The 19,667-nt window shown below is 42.3% G+C and carries 16 protein-coding genes and 1 pseudogene; 4 read left to right on the top strand and 13 right to left on the bottom strand.

Annotation, left to right across the window (positions count from 1 at the left end; all coding sequences use genetic code 11):
• Nucleotides 1–75: 75 nt before the first annotated feature.
• Nucleotides 76–522, top strand: a complete 447-nt coding sequence (locus tag D9603_RS03965) for a DUF4826 family protein (RefSeq protein ID WP_125254129.1) — start codon at nucleotides 76–78, stop codon at nucleotides 520–522.
• On the opposite strand, the pseudogene D9603_RS03960 reads toward D9603_RS03965, so the two are convergent.
• The 8 genes and pseudogenes from D9603_RS03960 to cspD all read right to left on the bottom strand — a co-directional run bounded on the left by D9603_RS03960 (nucleotide 509) and on the right by cspD (nucleotide 9,350).
• Nucleotides 509–966, bottom strand: a pseudogene (locus D9603_RS03960) (GNAT family N-acyltransferase). The gene D9603_RS03965 and the pseudogene D9603_RS03960 sit on opposite strands and share 14 nt — an antisense overlap.
• 132 nt (nucleotides 967–1,098) lie before the next feature.
• Nucleotides 1,099–2,286 (bottom strand): cupin domain-containing protein, encoded by a 1,188-nt coding sequence (locus tag D9603_RS03955; RefSeq protein ID WP_128730281.1) that lies wholly within the window; start codon nucleotides 2,284–2,286, stop codon nucleotides 1,099–1,101.
• A 133-nt stretch (nucleotides 2,287–2,419) separates the two neighbouring features.
• A complete protein-coding gene (purB, locus tag D9603_RS03950; RefSeq protein ID WP_128730280.1) occupies nucleotides 2,420–3,790 on the bottom strand; it encodes an adenylosuccinate lyase in 1,371 nt (456 codons plus the stop codon).
• A 62-nt stretch (nucleotides 3,791–3,852) separates the two neighbouring features.
• Complete coding sequence (gene hflD / locus D9603_RS03945; protein WP_128730278.1) at nucleotides 3,853–4,455, bottom strand: high frequency lysogenization protein HflD; 603 nt, start codon at nucleotides 4,453–4,455, stop codon at nucleotides 3,853–3,855.
• Entirely contained in the window at nucleotides 4,455–5,555 is a 1,101-nt protein-coding gene (gene mnmA, locus D9603_RS03940) for a tRNA 2-thiouridine(34) synthase MnmA (RefSeq protein WP_125254442.1), read from the bottom strand. Before mnmA ends, hflD begins: the two co-directional genes overlap by 1 nt.
• Nucleotides 5,556–5,670: 115 nt before the next feature.
• Complete coding sequence (locus D9603_RS03935; RefSeq protein ID WP_128730276.1) at nucleotides 5,671–6,339, bottom strand: pseudouridine synthase; 669 nt, start codon at nucleotides 6,337–6,339, stop codon at nucleotides 5,671–5,673.
• A gap of 111 nt (nucleotides 6,340–6,450) precedes the next feature.
• Complete coding sequence (locus D9603_RS03930; RefSeq protein ID WP_128730274.1) at nucleotides 6,451–8,670, bottom strand: NADP-dependent isocitrate dehydrogenase; 2,220 nt, start codon at nucleotides 8,668–8,670, stop codon at nucleotides 6,451–6,453.
• A 461-nt stretch (nucleotides 8,671–9,131) separates the two neighbouring features.
• Complete coding sequence (gene cspD, locus D9603_RS03925) at nucleotides 9,132–9,350, bottom strand: cold shock domain-containing protein CspD (protein WP_125254439.1); 219 nt, start codon at nucleotides 9,348–9,350, stop codon at nucleotides 9,132–9,134.
• Nucleotides 9,351–9,550: 200 nt separating this feature from the next.
• Here cspD and clpS point away from each other — a divergent pair, with 200 nt between their 5' ends.
• Entirely contained in the window at nucleotides 9,551–9,868 is a 318-nt protein-coding gene (clpS, locus tag D9603_RS03920) for an ATP-dependent Clp protease adapter ClpS (protein WP_128730272.1), read from the top strand.
• Between the two features lie 28 nt (nucleotides 9,869–9,896).
• Nucleotides 9,897–12,161, top strand: a complete 2,265-nt coding sequence (gene clpA, locus D9603_RS03915; protein WP_125254437.1) for an ATP-dependent Clp protease ATP-binding subunit ClpA — start codon at nucleotides 9,897–9,899, stop codon at nucleotides 12,159–12,161.
• A 553-nt stretch (nucleotides 12,162–12,714) separates the two neighbouring features.
• Here the strand turns inward: clpA and infA are convergent.
• The 4 genes from infA to trxB form a co-directional block, all read right to left on the bottom strand.
• Entirely contained in the window at nucleotides 12,715–12,933 is a 219-nt protein-coding gene (gene infA, locus D9603_RS03910) for a translation initiation factor IF-1 (RefSeq protein WP_058029687.1), read from the bottom strand.
• Nucleotides 12,934–13,242: 309 nt separating this feature from the next.
• Nucleotides 13,243–13,953 (bottom strand): arginyltransferase, encoded by a 711-nt coding sequence (locus tag D9603_RS03905; RefSeq protein ID WP_125251470.1) that lies wholly within the window; start codon nucleotides 13,951–13,953, stop codon nucleotides 13,243–13,245.
• Complete coding sequence (gene aat / locus D9603_RS03900; protein ID WP_125251469.1) at nucleotides 13,946–14,662, bottom strand: leucyl/phenylalanyl-tRNA--protein transferase; 717 nt, start codon at nucleotides 14,660–14,662, stop codon at nucleotides 13,946–13,948. Before aat ends, D9603_RS03905 begins: the two co-directional genes overlap by 8 nt.
• A 302-nt stretch (nucleotides 14,663–14,964) precedes the next feature.
• On the bottom strand, nucleotides 14,965–15,918 hold the full coding sequence (trxB, locus tag D9603_RS03895; protein ID WP_128730270.1) for a thioredoxin-disulfide reductase: 954 nt from the start codon (nucleotides 15,916–15,918) through the stop codon (nucleotides 14,965–14,967).
• Nucleotides 15,919–16,208: 290 nt separating this feature from the next.
• Between trxB and pssA the strand changes: the two genes are divergently transcribed.
• The gene (pssA, locus tag D9603_RS03890) at nucleotides 16,209–17,534 is read left to right on the top strand and encodes a CDP-diacylglycerol--serine O-phosphatidyltransferase (protein WP_128730268.1); all 1,326 of its coding nucleotides are present in this window, start codon (nucleotides 16,209–16,211) and stop codon (nucleotides 17,532–17,534) included.
• Between the two features lie 83 nt (nucleotides 17,535–17,617).
• Here the strand turns inward: pssA and asnB are convergent, their stop codons facing one another.
• On the bottom strand, nucleotides 17,618–19,288 hold the full coding sequence (gene asnB, locus D9603_RS03885; RefSeq protein WP_128730267.1) for an asparagine synthase B: 1,671 nt from the start codon (nucleotides 19,286–19,288) through the stop codon (nucleotides 17,618–17,620).
• Nucleotides 19,289–19,667: the final 379 nt, after the last annotated feature.

Here is a 19,667-nt window from a genome sequence, read left to right as displayed (position 1 = left end):
CGTTTGAATTAAATCTACCGGTGCTACTGTAGAGTAGCCTTGCGGTTTACCGAATAAGAATAACAAGGGCAAGTAATGAGTGAAGAACAAAATCAACCACAACAAGAAGCGCTGACGCCGGAGCAACAGCGTGAAAGGTCTATTCAATGGCAACGTAGCTGTGTGCAGGCTGCGCAGAAGCACCTTGCAGACAAAGGAATATTGCCTGAAAGTATCATAGAAAAAGAATGCCGCTATATAGAACCTTTAGTGGCACTTTGGAAAATAAAGGGCCAAAATGGAAAACGGTACTGGGTCATTACCGGAAACCTACCCACTGATCATATTGAGTCCTCAGCAGCTGCAACACCAAGGGATGCGCTGCGCTCTTTCTCATTTCATTGGCAGCTCAAAGCCGATGAAATTATGGCCACTAAGCCGGTAGAAAAGACCCAAGCTCAATTTGCAAATTTATTGATTAACCGAGCGCATGGTTTATACGACTTATTTGCTAAAGAAGAGCTCTGGGCTAGTGAAGCATAGTAAACGGCTCTGTTTTTAAAGCTTGGATAGGGCATTTCAAGCGCTGTCTTGGAATGCCTGCTTCCATAAAAACGTGCCCGTGCTCTGAAAACCCAGATTGTAAGAATTCCGGTACTTCATCTAGAATGCACTGGATATAAATATTTTCCAGCCCCTTATCTTTTGCGATATCAACGAGCCCACTAATAAGGGAAGAGTAGGCCTCTCTGTTACGGTGTGATTTGAATATGGCGATCCGACTAAGCAAACCGTCCTGACATAACCGCCCAGTGCCGACGGCACCATCGTGGTCATCAATGATAATTAAATGCTCGGCGGTAATATCTTGTTGGTCAAACTCTACGTCTTTTGGGATATGAAGCTCGCAAACAAATACCCGCTCTCGTATTGCTTTGAGCTCAACTTTTTGGCCTGCCAATTTACTCGACTAATTCTATAACTCATACTGCCCTCGATATACAGATTACACCTGCATTCCCTGTTCATGACAAGTTAGAGCAGACAAGCCTCTATAAGTGCAGAGACTTGCAGTATGTTATTGTTATTGTGAACGCGACTATCTTGTTCTAACAGGCGTTACTCCCAGCTATCGTCGTCGTCAGTTTCTTCTGGATCACTGTCTTCAACGAAGTACGTCCCATCATTAAACAGTTTAGTTAACGTTTGTTTAAATTCCAAGCTATCTAAAGCAGGAATTATTGCCTTAAAGTCTATCGTCGTATGATCGGTCAATTGTTTAATTGCCTCTAAACAATGATGGCTCAACGTGTAGTTTTCACCATTTACGCTAAGCAAAACATGTGTCTCACAGATTTGATAAATTGCTCGCACGCCACCTGCGCGATAAATTATCGGGTTTTCTATTGCGATTTCATCAAGATCTTGTAACTCCAGTGGTGGATCGAGGGGGGCTAAGTCCATTTCATGCTTTGGCTCGCTTAGCGTTTTTCCAAGCCAACTACTATAAAGTTTATCGTCTTTCATTAAATCGTGAAGCATAGTGTGGATCTGCTGTTTGTCTGAGGCTGCTACTTCACCTATGGATGCTCGGGGGGATAGATCAGGATCACTGAATCTTTTCTTGCCTGCTTCCATATCAATAATGTGATCCGCGAAGCTAGAAAGTAAGTCTTTTTGATCTGGGGCTCTAAAACCGACAGAGTAATTTAAGGCGTTTTCGACAGCATAGCCCTCATGGGGACAAGCTGGTGGTATGTATAAAATATCCCCAGGTTCGAGTACCGCATCTATGACTGCATTGAACTGTTCAACTTGAAGTAGGCTTTTGTTTTGAGCGAACTGTTTTAAACTATCGTCACGAAGGCCAACTCGCCAATGGCGTTTTCCTTGTCCTTGAATAATAAAGACATCATATTGGTCTAAATGCGGTCCTACGCCGCCTCCTGGTGTGGAATAGCTGATCATTAAATCATCTATTCGCCAATTTGGAATAAATCTAAATGCTTCTACTAATTCCGCGGCTTGTGGATGCCAATGATCAACTGCTTGAACAAGCAGTGTACTGTTACTGTCAGTTAGTAACTCAAACTGTTCGAATGGACCGTGGTACGCTTCCCATTTGTCTTGGTGGTTAGTAACGATACGCGACTCTATACAGTCTTCTGTTGCGAGGCCGGCAAGTTCTTCCGGGGCAATTGGATCGATAAAATTCTGAAAACCTTGTTTGATCAATAGTGGTTTTTTTTGCCAATATTGCTCAAGAAATTGGCCGAATGTTAGATCATTTATTTGCAGTTGATACATGAGGGGATCCCTGAGATAAAAAAAGCGAAAGAGGCAGACTCTTTCGCTTATCTTATACCAATTCACAGCGGATTAAATCTACATTTGAGACTAAATAGTGCTGAACTGGTGTTAAAACAGAGTGATTTTACACTTAGTTTAGTTCATCAATAAACGCTTCAGCACGACCGATGTAGTTCGCTGGCGTCATTTCTTTCATCTGTGATTTTACTTCATCAGGCAACGCTAGGTTATCAATAAAATCAGCCATGATTTCTTGGTTGACACGCTTACCGCGAGTAAGATCCTTTAGCTTTTCATATGGTTTTTCAATACCGTACTTACGCATCACTGTTTGGATAGGCTCAGCTAAAAGCTCCCAGTTGTCATCAAGCTCTGCCAGTAAACGCTCTGCATTTACTTCTAACTTACTAACACCTTTAAGCGTTGCTTGGTAGGCTATCAGCGCATAACCCATACCAACGCCTAAATTACGTAATACTGTAGAGTCCGTCAGGTCACGTTGCCAGCGTGATACAGGCAGCTTTTGTGCTAGGTGAGCGAAAATAGCGTTAGCAATGCCAAGGTTACCTTCGGAGTTTTCAAAGTCGATAGGGTTAACTTTGTGTGGCATTGTTGATGAACCAATTTCGCCTGCAATCGTTTTTTGCTTGAAATGATTGAGCGCAATATAACCCCAAACGTCACGATCAAAGTCGATTAATATGGTGTTGAAGCGAGCGATAGCATCAAACAGTTCAGCAATGTAATCATGCGGTTCGATTTGAGTAGTGAACGGGTTCCACGTCAGGCCTAAACTTGAGACAAACCGTTCGCTGTGAGCATGCCAGTCGTAATCTGGGTATGCACTTAAATGCGCATTATAGTTGCCAACTGCACCATTAATTTTACCTAGTAACTGTACATTTGCGATCTGCTGGCGTTGGCGCTGAAGGCGAACATAAACATTTGCAAACTCTTTGCCCATGGTTGATGGCGAAGCCGGTTGGCCGTGAGTACGAGTCATCATTGGGATAGATTTGTATTCTACAGCTTTTTCTTTAATCGCAGCGAGTAACTCATCGCAATAAGGCAGTAGCACGTTGTCGCGGGCTTCTGTAAGCATCAAACCGTGTGACAGGTTGTTGATGTCCTCAGAGGTACAGGCAAAATGAATAAACTCATTAACAGCATGTAGCTCGGCATTATCCGCTACTTTTTCTTTAAGAAGGTATTCTACAGCTTTAACGTCGTGGTTGGTGGTGCGTTCAATCTCTTTGACACGTGCAGCATCTGCTTCGCTGAAGTTTTCAACAATGCTATCTAGAAGTGCATTTGCTTCATCGCTGAAAGCTGGTACTTCGGTGATGGCGTCGCTGCTCGCTAATGCTTGTAACCAACGAACTTCTACGATGACGCGATACTTTATCAAGCCAAATTCACTGAAGATACTTCTCAGTTCTTTAGTCTTGCTACCATAGCGACCATCCACAGGAGAGATAGCGGTTAACGCTGAAAGCTCCATAATAACTCCTAACTGTTTGTTTTGAACGATACTTTTAGAGTGGCTTTGGCGCCACTACGAATTTACAAATAACTCTTTGCCGCGCTGATGATTTTTTTCTTCGCAAAGAAGAAGTGACGACGTTTTCCACCGAGTTGACGCCACAATACAGCACTGCGGATCCCTGCAAGCAGTAATGCTCGGATTTTTTGTTGCGTAGCAGGTTGTTTTAATAGCTCAGGCTTGCCAAATACTTGGATTTTAGGGCCTAAGGGGCTGATAACTTGTCCGTATATATCGGCAAGGGAAGCAATGATTTGACTTTCATAGATGTCAAAGTGTAGAAGTTGACGCTCTACCTGTTCAATTTTTTGTGCCAATAAGTTGAGTGATTTACTGTCGTTTGTTAACACTCTCTCCAGTTGCATCATCGCGCCAACGTATTTAACCATTTCAACGTCTTTCTCACCGCCCGCAGAAAGTTGCTCAACCAGTGTTTTACATCCAGCTTTAATTGCAAATTTATCTGGATAAACATCTTCAGGTCGCTCGGGGGCGGTATTAATAATGCTCTTTAGAAAGCCTTCTACTTCGTTATCATTAAATGTCCCGTAGCGGGCACATTTTTGTACCAGTTTACTGATTTGGCACATCGCGGCCAAAGGCATTACAGATTGATTTTGCATTACTTAATTACCGATTCAATGATCCCGCCACCAAGGCATACGTCATCGGCATAGAATACTGCCGATTGTCCTGGTGTAACCGCTTTTTGTGGCTCATCAAATAGCACGCGAGCCATGCCGTCTTGACCGACTAAAAGCGTACATGGAATATCGGTTTGTCGATATCGTGTTTTTACGGTGCAACGTGTCGTACCTTGGGGACCTACTCGGTCAACCCAGTGTAGTTGATTAGCATTTAAACCGTTACTGAATAGGCGAGGGTGATTCTTTCCTTGACCTACAACCAGAACATTTCTTTCAATGTCCTTGTCTACTACATACCAAGGTTCACCATTGCCTTCTTTTGAACCGCCAATTAATAAGCCTTTGCGCTGACCGAGCGTGTGGTACATCAAGCCTTCGTGTTCACCAACATGATTACCTTCACAATCCTCAATCACACCAGGTTGCGCTGGTAAAAACTTCGCAAGAAAGTCTTTAAATTTGCGTTCACCAATAAAACAAATACCGGTTGAGTCTTTTTTATCATGTGTGATTAAGCCTTGTTCTTCCGCAATTTTGCGCACTTCTGGTTTAGCGATTTCACCTACAGGGAAAAGCGTTTGCGCAATATGCTCATGACTTAGCGTGTAAAGAAAATAGCTTTGGTCTTTGTTCTCGTCTTCCCCACGCAACATAGCGAATTTACCATCGCGCTCGGCTCGTCGAACGTAATGTCCTGTCGCAATATAGTCAGCGCCAAGTGCTTCAGCAGCAAATTGTAAAAATGCTTTAAATTTGATTTCTTTATTACACATGATGTCTGGGTTTGGCGTACGACCCGCCTTGTATTCTTCAAGGAAGTGTTCGAACACATTATCCCAGTACTCGGCGGCAAAGTTGACGGTGTGTAGTTCAATGCCTAGCTTGTCACAAACTGCCTGAGCATCTTTTAGATCTTCAGCTGCAGCACAATACTCATCATTGTCATCTTCTTCCCAGTTTTTCATAAACAGGCCTTCGACCTGGTATCCTTGCTGTTTTAAAAGGTAGGCAGATACGGAAGAATCAACACCGCCGGACATTCCGACGATAACTTTAATGTGACTATTATCGCTCATAATTTTGCTATTAATCTTAATGCTCAGTAAGAAAGCGCTTATTATACTTAAATCTCTTCAAATTGCACGTCTGTGAAGTGCCCGTGGTAGGTGTTAAAGCACTATATGCAATGTGCTAAACCACCTTGTATTCACCATTTTTTAAATTGCCCAAGCTGTATGATCCGATTTGGGCACGGATCAGTCTGAGCGTCGGATGGCCTATGTGTGCAGTCATCCTTCGCACTTGGCGATTACGGCCCTCTGTGATTGAGATTGACAGCCACGTAGTGGGGATATTCTTACGCTCACGAATAGGCGGGTTTCTTGGCCAGATATCAGGTTCAGTTATTACCTCTACTTTTGCAGGCAAGGTTGGCCCGTCTTTTAATTCCACTCCATTTCTCAAGGCATCAAGGTTATCATTGGAGGGGATGCCTTCGACTTGAACCCAATATGTTTTATAGGTCGATTTCTTAGGTGCGGTCAGTTTATTTTGTAACTTACCGCAGTTAGTGAGTAATAATAACCCTTCGCTGTCTCGGTCTAAGCGACCTGCAGCATAAACATCTTTAATATCAATAAAGTCGGCTAGGGTTTTACGGTTTTGATCGTCAGTGAATTGACACAATACATCAAAAGGTTTGTTAAACAATACTACTTTGACTTGCTCTGGCGGCAGTGTTGGCTTTAACGGCCTTTGGTTAACCGGGGGCTTTCGTGATCTAGACCGTTGAAGAAAAGGGGGCTTTTTTCTTTGCGGTGCTCTGGAGTTTGATTTGCTGGCTCTATTACTTGTGCTCATCGCCATATTCCTAGTTTTCACGAAAAGCAGTATATTAACGCAATTGAGCAAATGTGTCGCCCAAAAGCAAAAAAGCGGCCTTTTGGCCGCCTTTAGTGGTTTAACTAAACATTAAAGTGAAGCTAAAATATCGTTGAGTACAGATGACGGACGCATTGCTGCAAATGCTTTGTCGTCCTCTGGCTGGTAATATCCGCCAACATCCATTGACACACCTTGAACTTCGTTCAATGCTGCAACAATTTCGCTTTCTTTAGCAGTCAGCTCGCCAGCTATATTTTCAAATTTGGCTTTAAGCTCAGTATCTTGGTCTTGCGCTGCAAGTTCCTGCGCCCAGTACATTGCCAGATAGAAGTGGCTACCACGGTTATCCAGCTCTTTCACTTTACGTGAAGGAGACTTGTTCTCGTCAAGGAATTTAGCTGTTGCTGCATCCAAAGTATCAGCTAAAACTTGCGCCTTAGCATTACCTGTTGTTTGACTTAAGTGCTCAAAAGAAGCCGCAGTTGCTAGGAACTCACCTAAAGAATCCCAGCGTAAGTGGTTTTCTTTTTCGAATTGTTGAACATGCTTAGGTGCAGAACCACCGGCCCCCGTTTCGAATAAACCGCCGCCATTCATTAGTGGTACGATAGATAGCATTTTTGCACTTGTACCAAGCTCAAGAATAGGGAAAAGATCTGTTAGGTAGTCACGTAGCACGTTACCTGTTACAGAAATCGTGTCTTCTCCTTTTTTCATACGCTCAAGGGAGAAAAGAGTCGCATCGACAGGTGCTTTGATCAAGATCTCAAGACCATTTGTGTCATGCTCTGGAAGATACGCATTGACCTTTTTGATTAGCTCTGCATCGTGTGCACGGTTTTCATTTAACCAAAATACAGCAGGTGTATTGGTTGCACGAGCGCGATTCACGGCAAGTTTAACCCAGTCTTTAATTGGTGCGTCTTTGACCTGACACATACGCCAGATGTCACCTTCTTCAACAGTGTGCTCAAGTAATGTATTACCAGCTGTATCAACGACACGAATTGTACCCGCAGAAGGCGCTTCAAAGGTTTTGTCGTGTGAGCCGTATTCTTCTGCTTTTTGAGCCATTAGGCCAACGTTTGGAATCGTGCCCATAGTGCGAGGATCAAAAGCACCATGCTCTTTACAGAAGTCGATAGTCGCACTGTAAACGCCTGAGTAACAGCGATCAGGAATTACAAAAGCGGTGTCTTGTTGTTTACCTTCAGCATTCCACATTTGACCACTAGAGCGAATAGCTGCAGGCATCGACGCGTCAATGATGACATCACTTGGAACATGCAGGTTAGTAATACCACGGTCAGAGTCAACCATCGCGATATCAGGCGCAGTTTCATATACTGCGTTCAGATCTGCTTCAATCTCTTGGCGCTTTGCGTCATCAAGAGAGTCAATTTTAGCGTAAACGTCGCCAATACCATTGCTAGCGTCAACGCCGATTTCAGCAAATGTCGCTGCATGCTTTTCAAATACGTCTTTATAGAAAACCTTAACAGCATGACCAAAGATAATTGGATCAGATACCTTCATCATCGTCGCTTTCATGTGCAGCGAGAACAATACACCTTTATCTTTTGCTTCTTGTACTTGTGCCGCAAGAAATTCGCGTAGTGCACTGGCACTCATACGTGAAGCATCAATAATTTCACCTGCAAGAAGTGGAGTGCTTTGCTTTAATATGGTTACCTCGCCATTGGCCGCTACGTGCTCAATACGCACATCTGTTGCTTCGTTAACAGTTACAGATTGCTCAGAACCAAAAAAATCACCGTCAGTCATTGAAGCTACATAAGATTGTGAGTCTTTTGACCAAGCACCCATCGAATGTGGGTTTTTACGCGCATAACCTTTTACAGAAGTAGGAGCACGGCGGTCAGAGTTACCTTCACGAAGTACAGGGTTTACAGCACTGCCTTTAATTTTATCGTAACGCGCCTTAATGTCTTTTTCTTCGTCCGTTTTAGGCTCTGAAGGGTAGTCAGGTAACGCGTAGCCTTTTGCCTGCAATTCTTTGATTGCAGCACGAAGCTGTGGAATAGACGCACTGATGTTTGGTAATTTGATGATGTTTGCTTCAGGCGTCTTTGCAAGTTCGCCTAATTCCGCTAGCGCATCACCAATGCGTTGTTCTTCTTTTAAATATTCAGGGAAAGTTGCAATGATGCGTCCTGCTAGAGAAATATCGCGAGTTTCTACTTCGATATTTGCAGGCTTGGTGAATGCTTGGATGATTGGCAGGAGCGAATAAGTGGCTAGTGCTGGTGCTTCATCTGTTTTGGTGTAGATAATTTTCGATGTCATCATCATTCCTAGATAGTTGTGGGCTTGCGCCGTTCAACAATTGCTATTAGGACTAAGCAACGCGATTTCTAAGCTTCTAACCTATTTACCAACCGGTAAATTGAAAACAAAAACAATTATAGATATAGAGGCTTTAGTAACTGCCCACACAACTGTGAGCTAGTTAGCGTTACGTTAGCAGGTTTGTTAGATATTGTTACTTGCCTCAGTTTTTAGAGTAAGGCTTTACACTTTAAATAAGAATATCTAACCAACCTTTATTGCGCTTTGCAACCGTGCTTTAGTCTAACAATGTTTGCATATGGGGGCTAATTATTAAATTTAAAGTATAAAAGTGAAAAGTTATAACAATTAGGACAAAAGTGAATGCGTATTAGCATGAAGTGAAGAAAGATTAGTTAAAATTTGGGGGGAATAAGCGAGCACGAATGTAACCCGCTTTAGCCAAAAACTACCACGTCTTACACAACATCTTCCGTAATAGGAGAAATGTTGGTAGCGTGAAGCCCTTTAGGGCCTTCTTGTAGCTCGAATGATACATCCTGACCAGCTTTAAGCGTCTTGTATCCATCCATTACAATCGTTGAGTAATGCGCAAAGATATCTTCGTCACTGCCGTCTTCTACGATGAAACCAAACCCTTTGGCGTTGTTGAACCATTTGACTTTTCCGCAAGCCATACTTCTACATCCTTCTATAAGTTGACTAAATTAAAGTTAATCTACTCTTTTAATTTTGCTAAACTGCCCATAGATTAGACAGTCATGTAAGACTGTAGTTTATATGAGCAAGCAGTCAAGTTTTTTGCTCTTTTTTTTAACATTTTATTTATTTCTCAATTCTATTTGCTTGAGTATATAAGACAAGACTATATTTAATTATGAGTGGGACAAAAGATTCGGGTGTATTGGACGCCGTTCGTGAAGAGCAGAAGCAGCAGCTTCAGCCACCACGAAAATATAAAGTGATTTTAAACAATGATGATTACACACCCATGGATTTTGTTGTCGAGGTATTGACGACATTCTTCAATATGGATAGCGAGAGAGCAACTGAGGTGATGCTTGAAGTGCATCACAAGGGAAAAGCGGTATGTGGAGTGTACCCTGCTGATATTGCCAATACAAAGGCTGAGCAGGTAAACCGATATGCTCGTGACAATGAGCATCCGCTGCTCTGTAGTTGTGAGCAGGAATGACCTATAAATTTCTTGTTGGGGGTTGCCAATGCTAAACAAAGACTTAGAACTTACTCTTAACGCCGCGTTTCGCGAGGCTCGTTCTCGTCGTCATGAATTTATGACGGTCGAGCACTTATTACTTGCATTGATCGATAACCCTTCTGCTAGTGAAGCGCTAGATGCTTGCGGTGTCGATATGACTAGCCTGAAGCGTGAGCTATCAGAGTTTATTGATGAAACGACACCTGTTATTCCTGATTTAGAGGAAGACAGAGAAACTCAACCGACACTTGGCTTCCAACGTGTCCTTCAACGTGCCGTATTCCACGTTCAATCTTCAGGCCGCTCTGAAGTGACAGGAGTAAATGTACTCGTCGCTATTTTTTCCGAACAGGAAAGTCAGGCAGTCTATTTACTTAAAAAATCGGACGTTAGCCGCTTAGACATCGTGAATTTTATCAGCCATGGTATCTCAAAGATTGAGGACGATGGAGAACAAGAAGATCACGAAGAGATGCAAGATGATAGCGGTGAAATGCAGCAGGAAGAAAAAACCAAACTGGAAAACTTTACCTCTAACCTTAACGTTCAAGCTGAATCGGGGCGAATAGACCCGCTTGTTGGGCGTGACGAGGAGGTTGAGCGCACGGTTCAAGTCCTGTGTCGTCGTAAGAAAAATAACCCATTATTGGTGGGAGAAGCTGGTGTCGGTAAAACGGCAATTGCTGAAGGACTTGCGTATCGTATCGTAAATAATCAGGTACCTGATGTAATATCGGATGCCGTAGTTTACTCATTGGACATGGGGGCACTTCTAGCCGGAACGAAATATCGTGGAGACTTTGAAAAGCGCTTTAAAGCCTTGCTTAAAGAGCTTCAAGCTAAACCTCACGCTATCCTCTTTATTGACGAAATTCACACTATCATTGGTGCAGGAGCCGCATCTGGTGGTGTAATGGACGCGTCTAATCTAATTAAACCACTGTTATCCAGTGGGCAACTAAGATGTATGGGTTCAACTACCTACTCTGAGTTTAAAAACATTTTTGAGAAAGACCGAGCGCTTGTTCGTCGTTTCCAAAAAATTGATGTTGTTGAGCCTAGTGTAGAAGATACCACCAAGATACTTAACGGGTTGAAAGAACGTTATGAGGAGCATCATGGTATTCGTTATACTCAAAAAGCATTGAAGGCTGCGGCTGAGCTTAGTGCAAAGTATATTAACGAACGTCATTTACCTGACAAAGCAATTGACGTCATCGATGAAGCTGGAGCAAACCAAAGGTTACAGCCTTCATCAAAACGCAAAAAAACAATCAGTGTTGCTGATATAGAAGCAATTGTATCCAAGATGGCTCGTATCCCTCAACAAAGCGTATCGTCAAGCGATAAAGAAACGTTGAAAAACCTAGACCGCAATTTAAAAATGTTGGTATTTGGCCAAGACGAATCTATTGATGCGTTAACGTCAGCAATCCGGTTGTCTCGCTCAGGTCTGGCTAATGAAGACAAGCCGGTTGGCTCGTTTTTGTTTGCAGGGCCTACGGGAGTGGGTAAAACTGAAGTGACCAAACAACTTGCTAAGTGTATGGGCATCGAGTTTATACGCTTTGATATGTCAGAATATGCAGAGCGTCATGCCGTGAGCCGATTAATCGGTGCTCCTCCTGGATATGTTGGGTTTGAGCAAGGTGGGTTATTGACCGAAGCTGCCATAAAGCACCCTCATGCAGTCGTATTACTTGACGAAATTGAGAAAGCTCACCCTGATATCTACAATATTCTGTTGCAGGTTATGGACCATGGTACTTTGACCGATAACAACGGTCGCAAAGCAGACTTTAGAAATGTTGTACTGGTGATGACGACAAATGCCGGTGTTCAAGAGACGGTTCGTCAATCAATTGGATTCCAGCAGCAAGATTACTCTCATGATGCGATGGTAGAAATCAATAAAGTGTTCACGCCAGAGTTTAGAAACCGGTTGGATAACATCATTTGGTTTAATCACCTTGAGAAAGAGGTTATTTTGCAAGTGGTTGATAAGTTTATCGTCGAACTACAAGCTCAGCTTGATAAAAAGTCAGTTAACCTAGAGTTGACAACACAAGCGAGAGATTGGTTAGGAGATCTTGGCTATGACAAAGCCATGGGGGCTCGTCCGATGGCAAGAGTTATTCAAGATAACTTGAAAAAGCCACTTGCGAACGAAATATTGTTCGGCCATTTGTCTGATGGTGGTACTGTGAAAGTAACTGTGAAGGACAATAAACTGTCTTTTGAGTATCAAACTGAAGCCGTGTCGGCATAAGTAGTATTAGGTTACCTTCTCTATAGTGCTCATAAAAACCCAGCATAGCTGGGTTTTTTGTTGTCATAATGATATTCCGAATCCCTAAGACCATTGCGCATTTAGAGCTACTAAGCCTAGCCACTAAATAGTCATCAGGTAAGCTCAATGCAAGTCGTTCGTGTGTACTAATGATATGAATGAACTTGGCTATACCTAAATAACATCAACAGAATTTGAAGTTTCTTGGGTATCAGCGAGTTTACGGCTTCAGCTTAGTACAAATCTACACACGCAGATTAACGAGTGGGGAAGACCATGATGCTGCTTTTGATGGGGAAGTGACAATGGAAGTAGGCGCTTCAGACGACAAAAAACCCAGAAAAACTGGGCTTTTTGTTACCATCGAGCTTAATTTACGATGTCATCATCAGATAAGCTCAATGTAAGTCGTTCGTGTGTACTAATGATATGAATGAACTTGGCTATACCTAAATAACATCAACAGGATTTGAAGTTTCTTGGGTATCAGCGAGTTTACGGCTTCAGCTTAGTACAAATCTACACACGCAGATTAACGAGCACGGAAGACAATACGTCCTTTTGTTAGGTCGTAAGGCGTCATTTCAACAGTAACTTTGTCACCTGTTAAAATACGGATGTAGTTTTTGCGCATTTTTCCAGAAATATGTGCAACAACCACGTGACCATTTTCTAGTTCAACACGGAACATTGTGTTTGGTAGCGTATCAAGGACAGTGCCTTGCATTTCAATTACGTCTTCTTTCGCCATGTGTAGCGTATCACCTCTTGGTTAAATTAAACGATGCAGATTTTGCCCAAAAGCGGGGAATAAGTAAAGTTACAAGACAATTTTTTGTTAATTTGTTCTTGTTTTAAGCCAGTACACTTCAATTTTCTGCTTGGATGCTACTACACAAAGCAACAATATGGATGAGTGGTAGCGATAAGGTGTGGATTCTACCACAACTATTTCGACTAGTAACGAGTGAATATTAGACTCTTTACGCTTTGGCTTACGTTTTTTGGCTATGATACGTTGAACAGCAGGCTTAAATGTATTGCAATACATAGTAAGGTATTAAGGTTCAATATCTAACCAAATATCTTTCACGAGTTTTTGAGCAGGCAAAAACTGTGTTTTATAACGCATTTTTTTACACTCATCAATTTGGTAACCCAAATACAGATAGGGCTTCCCCTGTTTTGCCGCCTGTTCAATTTGAGCCATAATCATAATCGATCCAATACTTAGTGATTCATAATCAGGGTCGAAAAACGTGTAAATGGCCGATAACGAATTAGGCATTGAGTCAGTGACTGCAACAGCGATAAGTTTATCGTGATGCCATAGCTCAACGAAAACAATATTCATCCACCTGCAAAACAAAAAACTCTCGTATTGTAAATGATTAGGAGGATACATTGAGCCGTCACTATGCCTCAGTGTAATGTACTTTTCATATAGTGGGTAGTATTCGGGGCGCTCTTGGTGACTTATAACAATCTGATAGTCTTGGTTAAGCTTTTTACGTTTACGGCGTTGAGACTTACTGGCTGTAAACTTCGCAGTTAACACTCTAACAGACTGACAAGCGGAGCATGAAGGGCAGTGAGGTCGATAAATTTGATCGCCACTGCGACGAAATCCCAACGCAAGTAGCTGTTCAAACCTATCTGGGCTGTAACAATTTGGGTCGAGAATAACCAGTAACTGTTCCTTCTGTTCAGGTAAATAACTACAACTAAATTGTTGGCTTAGTCCAATTTTAGAGGGAAAGTGTTCATTCATAGATAGCTTTCAGCTCCTGAGGCTGCCACATAGATGATGGGACCTGAAATTGTCCCGCCAATTTAAGTCTAGTCAAAAACTCAGGCCTTGGTATAACTTTTAACCCTAAACTTGTCAGATAAGGGTTTTCTAATTGGCAATCAATAAATGAAGCCTTATGCGCCTTTAGCCAATTAACCAGTGCCCACATCGCCATTTTTGATGTGTTGGGAACGGTATGAAACATAGATTCACCACAAAAAACACCAGACTGCATGATCCCGTATAAACCACCGACTAGCTTTTCCTCATGCCAGACTTCAACGCTGTGTGCGATCCCTTGAATGTGGGCTTGTTGATACGCAGATAGCATGGCATTGGTGATCCAAGTACCTTCAGCAGCCATTCTTTGATCACGGCATGCTTCTATCACTTGATTAAAGGCGGTATTGACTGTAACGGTCGGCTTCAATTTTCGCTGGGCTTTTTTTAATGTTTTACCACAATGAAACTCGTCAAGCTCGAGAATACCACGCTCACTTGGCGTCCACCACATAATAGGTTCTCCCTCGTTAAACCAAGGAAATACGCCATTCGCATAGGCTTGTTTTAATCGCTCAACGCGTAGACACCCACCAACTGCTAACAGTCCGTCAGGTTCTAATAAAGCGTAATGATTGGGTGGAAATCTGAAGTCATTTTTAGACAGGTGAAATAGCTGTTGGACCATCAAGCAAACTACGAATTTGTTATTTACGACAATATAGCAAATTAACCTGAGCTTCGGATAATTAATGCCTTTCTAGCAGCCAGTTTTAGCGCTAACTGCGTTGAATTCACATCCAATAGCCAGATATTGGTACGTAAATTAACCTTGTTATCCCCAAAACTGTCTGGCTAGAGAAGGGATAACTTCATGTGGTCTTGAAAACAATGAGTCAGCTCATTCCTTATCCAAACCTCAGGTTAATTAAGATGAGGATAACAGGGGGCCGTGAACACAGACCCCTACTTTTTTACGAACAGAAAAGACTACTTTTGGCTATCAAGAAAGCGCTCTGCGTCTAACGCTGCCATACAACCTGTGCCTGCAGAGGTAATAGCTTGGCGATAGATGTGGTCAGAAACGTCACCGGCAGCAAATACTCCCTCAACACTAGTTTGAGTTGCATTACCATTTAGACCAGACTGAACCACCAAGTAGCCATCTTTCATTTCTAACTGGCCTTCAAACATATCTGTGTTTGGTTTATGACCGATAGCGATAAACACGCCTGCAAGGTCAAGCTGCTCAGTTGCATCAGAATCAGTATCCTTAATGCGGATACCTGTTACACCCATTTCATCACCTAATACTTCATCTAGTGTACGGTTTAGGTGAAGCACAACATTACCGTTCGCTGCTTTATCCATTAGGCGATCGGCAAGAATCTTCTCACTGCGAAATGAGTCGCGACGGTGAATAACATGTACTTCTTCCGCGATATTTGAGAGGTAAAGCGCCTCTTCAACTGCAGTGTTACCACCACCTACCACTGCCACTTTTTGGCCTCTGTAGAAGAAACCGTCGCAGGTAGCACAAGCTGATACACCACGACCTTGGAATGCGGTTTCTGATTCAAGTCCTAAGTACTTAGCTGATGCGCCAGTCGCGATAATAAGCGCATCACAGGTATACGTACCTTGGTCTCCTGTTAGCGTGAACGGACGCTTTGTGACATCAACCTTATTGATATGGTCGAAAATGATCTCAGTTTCGAAACGCTCCGCATGCTCTTTCATACGATCCATTAACGCAGGACCCGTCAAGCCGTGTGCATCACCAGGCCAGTTTTCAACTTCGGTTGTGGTTGTCAGCTGACCACCTTGCTGCATACCAGTAATTAGCACTGGGTTTAAATTAGCTCGTGCAGCATAAACTGCCGCTGTATAGCCTGCAGGGCCTGAACCTAAAATCAACAGTTTGCAGTGTTTTGCGTCGCTCATGTAATTTTCCTAACTATATATTCTAAAAATTGCGATAAAGCAGAAGTTTGTTCGATTCTATGTAATTCAATAGCGAAGTAAATAAAAAACAGCAAACAGATTTGAAAGAAATTGGCAACTTGTCAAAAAATTTGTACTGTGTTGTTTTTAAATCGTCTATTGAGTAGACAGATTTAACTAAAGCAAACAAAAAAACATCTCTATTTCATGACCTCTGGAGGTTTTTTTGATATGTTTTAGAGAATTTTGTTTTGCTATCACGAGTTGATAGTCTAATTGAAAAGGTACATATGGCATTTTGGCAAAATACCCCAGGCTTTGGGCTAAGTGCGCAAGATTGTGAGGTGCTAACTGATGCTAAACAATATCATCAGACACTCTTAAAATTAATTTCACAGGCAAAGACGCGCATCTACATAACAGCACTCTATCTTCAGGATGATGAAGCGGGCCGGGAAGTGCTACATGCGTTGCATCAGGCCGCACAACAAAATCCAGCTTTAGATGTCAAAGTTTTGGTTGATTTTCATCGAGCCCAGCGTGGTCTAATCGGAGCTGAAAAGTCAGAAGGCAATGCCAAACTATATTGCGATTTGAAAGCGCAGTTGGGCACGCAAGTTGAAGTTTATGGTGTGCCTGTAAAAGCAAAAGAGCTATTTGGTGTGTTGCACCTTAAAGGCTTTGTTTTAGATGATACCGTTTTGTATAGCGGTGCAAGTTTGAACAATGTTTACTTGCATCAAGACGATAAATATCGACTTGATCGTTACTTCTTAATTCAACATCCTGAGTTGGCTGATAGCTTTTGTGATTTTACGGATAAAGTACTGATTGCCTCGGATGCGGTACCAAGATTGGATATTAGACCTCTACCGACGCTGCTTGATATTCGAACTGAGCAAAAGCGATTGATGAAGCTGCTTAAAAAAGCCAGTTACGATGTCTCTAAAGCAATAAGTTGGAGCGGGTTAACTGTGAGGCCTTTTTTGGGTTTTGGCCGCAGAACAAATAAACTAAACCGTTTAATCAAAGCGTTATTTGACACCACAGAGCAAGAGTTGGTGCTGTACACGCCATATTTTAACTTTCCTGCGCCTTTACTGCGCTCATTAAGACGTTTGTTAAAAACAGGTAAAAAGGTAACGATTGTTGTGGGTGACAAGACCGCAAATGATTTTTACATTAGCCCTGATCAGCCATTTAACCGTATTGCCGCATTGCCATATTTATACGAGACGATTTTGTATAAGTTCGTAAAATCGCAGCGTCGTTATATCAATTCAGGCTTGCTTGATGTTTACCTTTGGCAAGACGGTAATAATTCATTCCACCTAAAAGGTGTAAGCAGAGATGGCAATACGCATTTAATGAGTGGCCATAACCTCAACCCGCGAGCATGGGGGCTAGATATTGAAAACGGTATTTTAATTGAAGACCCTGAGCAGGCAATTCTTCCTCAGATCGAGCTAGAAAAGCAAGCAGTTCTGCAACATTGTCGACGTCTCAATGGTCATGAGGATCTAGAAACGATAGCAGACTACCCAGCGCCCGTTAAAAAGTTATTAGGGCAAGCGAAGCGGGTGAAGGTAGACTTTATTATTAAGCGTTTTATTTGATTAGTTTTTAGTTATATCACATTACAGTTTGCATAAATAAAAAGGGACGGTTGTCCCTTTTTATTTACCAGTTTATTACTCTGTTACTGTTGCTTGTACGCGTCATTGTGCGAGCTTGCTGCGCGACCAGAAGGGTCTGCATTATGTTGAAATGACGAATCCCAAGCGAGGGCTTCAGGGGTTGAGCATGCAACTGATTTGCCATGTGGCACGCATTTGGCCGCAGCCTCTCCAGGAAAATGTGATTCAAAAATAGTACGATAATAGTAAGCTTCTTTGCTGTCAGGAGTATTAATTGGGTAACGGTAATGCGCGTTTTCCAGATCAGAATCACTTACCTGTTGAGCGACATAGTCTTTAAGCGAATCTATCCAACTGTATCCTACACCATCAGAGAATTGCTCTTTTTGACGCCAAAGCACCTCATTTGGCAAGTAGCCGTCGAAGGCTTCACGAATAATATGCTTCTCGATCCGTCCATCTTTACACATTTTATAGTCAGGGTTCGTACGCATTGCAATATCGATAAACTCTTTATCTAAGAATGGCACTCGTGCTTCTACGCCCCAAGCGGCCATTGATTTGTTTGCACGTAAACAGTCAAACATGTGGAGTTTAGAAACTTTACGGTTGAGTTCGTTGTGGAACTCCTCAGCGTTTGGCGCTTTATGGAAATATAAATAACCACCAAATAGCTCATCAGCACCTTCGCCTGACAGCACCATTTTAATACCCATAGCTTTGATATAGCGAGCCATTAGATACATAGGTGTAGAAGCCCGAATTGTGGTCACATCATACGTTTCAAGATGATAGACCACTTCTTTAAGGGCATCGATCCCTTGTTGTACAGTAAAGTGAATAGGGTGGTGTATCGTGCCGATTTTATCGGCTACCTTTTGTGCCGCGGCCAGATCGGGTGAGCCGGCTAAACCAATAGAGAAAGAATGGAGTTTTGGCCACCACGCATCAGAAGCGCCATCGTCTTCAATACGCTTTGCCGCAAACTGTTGTGTAATTGCTGAGATGACAGAAGAGTCAAGACCACCTGATAGCAGCACACCATATGGAACATCACACATAAGCTGACGTTTAACAGCTGCCTCCAATCCATTTTTAACCGCTTCAGGGCTAGCATCGTTGCTTTTAACTGCTTTAAAATCTTGCCAGTCTCGCTGATAATAAGGTCTAGCTCCCCCTTCTTTAGAATACCAGTAATGTCCGGGAGGAAACTCTTCGATTTGTGTACAAATTGGTGTGAGTGCCTTCATTTCACTTGCAACATAGAGGTTTCCACTCTGATCTCTTCCAGTGTACAGTGGAATAATACCAATGTGGTCGCGACCGATTAAAAAAGCATCTTTGGTCTCATCGTAAAGACAAAACGCAAAAATCCCATTTAGGTCGTCTAAAAACTCAGGCCCCTTTTGTTTGTATAGTGCCAAGATGACTTCACAATCGGACTCTGTTTGAAATTCAAATGGCACAGTGAGTGATGCTGCGAGTTCTTTATGGTTATAAATTTCACCATTGACCGCTAAAATATTGGTTTTTTCTGGGTTAAATAATGGCTGTGCGCCACTAGATACTCCAACAATTGCTAAGCGCTCGTGAACCAATATTGCTTTTTCACTTGAATAAACACCAGACCAGTCAGGACCGCGGTGTCGGAGCTTCTTGGACATCTCAATCGCTTGTTCACGCAGCGCTAAGGGGTCGGTCTTGATATCAAGTACGCCAAAAATTGAACACATAATTCCTCATTCCTATTGATGTGTTGATTTTAATACCAATTATCTTAATTAAGTGGTCTATTTTGAGGCGAGAAAATCTTGTCGATAACTCCGCTACCGCGTCCTGCTATCGCTAAGGTACCTACATCCATATAGGCAAGGCAAAAATTTTGCTATTTAGTTGTTCTAAATAAAAATTTTTAACTCTGTTAGCGTCAGATTTATACCAATCTTCTTAATTAAGTGGTCTATTTTGAGGCGAGAAATTTTTAACGCTGTTAGCGTCAGATTTACCCCTTTAAATTGAGCAAGTATTAAGTCAAATTGGTATTACTCCTTCAAATTGAGCAAGTAATAAGTCAAATTGGTATAACAACAAGTTATTATTACCAATGCTGAA

Origin of the sequence: Pseudoalteromonas sp. PS5 (genome assembly GCF_004103255.1) — a bacterium.
Classification (GTDB): domain Bacteria; phylum Pseudomonadota; class Gammaproteobacteria; order Enterobacterales; family Alteromonadaceae; genus Pseudoalteromonas; species Pseudoalteromonas peptidolytica.
The sequence above is the reverse complement of the archived record's forward strand: the minus strand, read 5'-3'. Positions and strand labels throughout refer to the sequence as shown.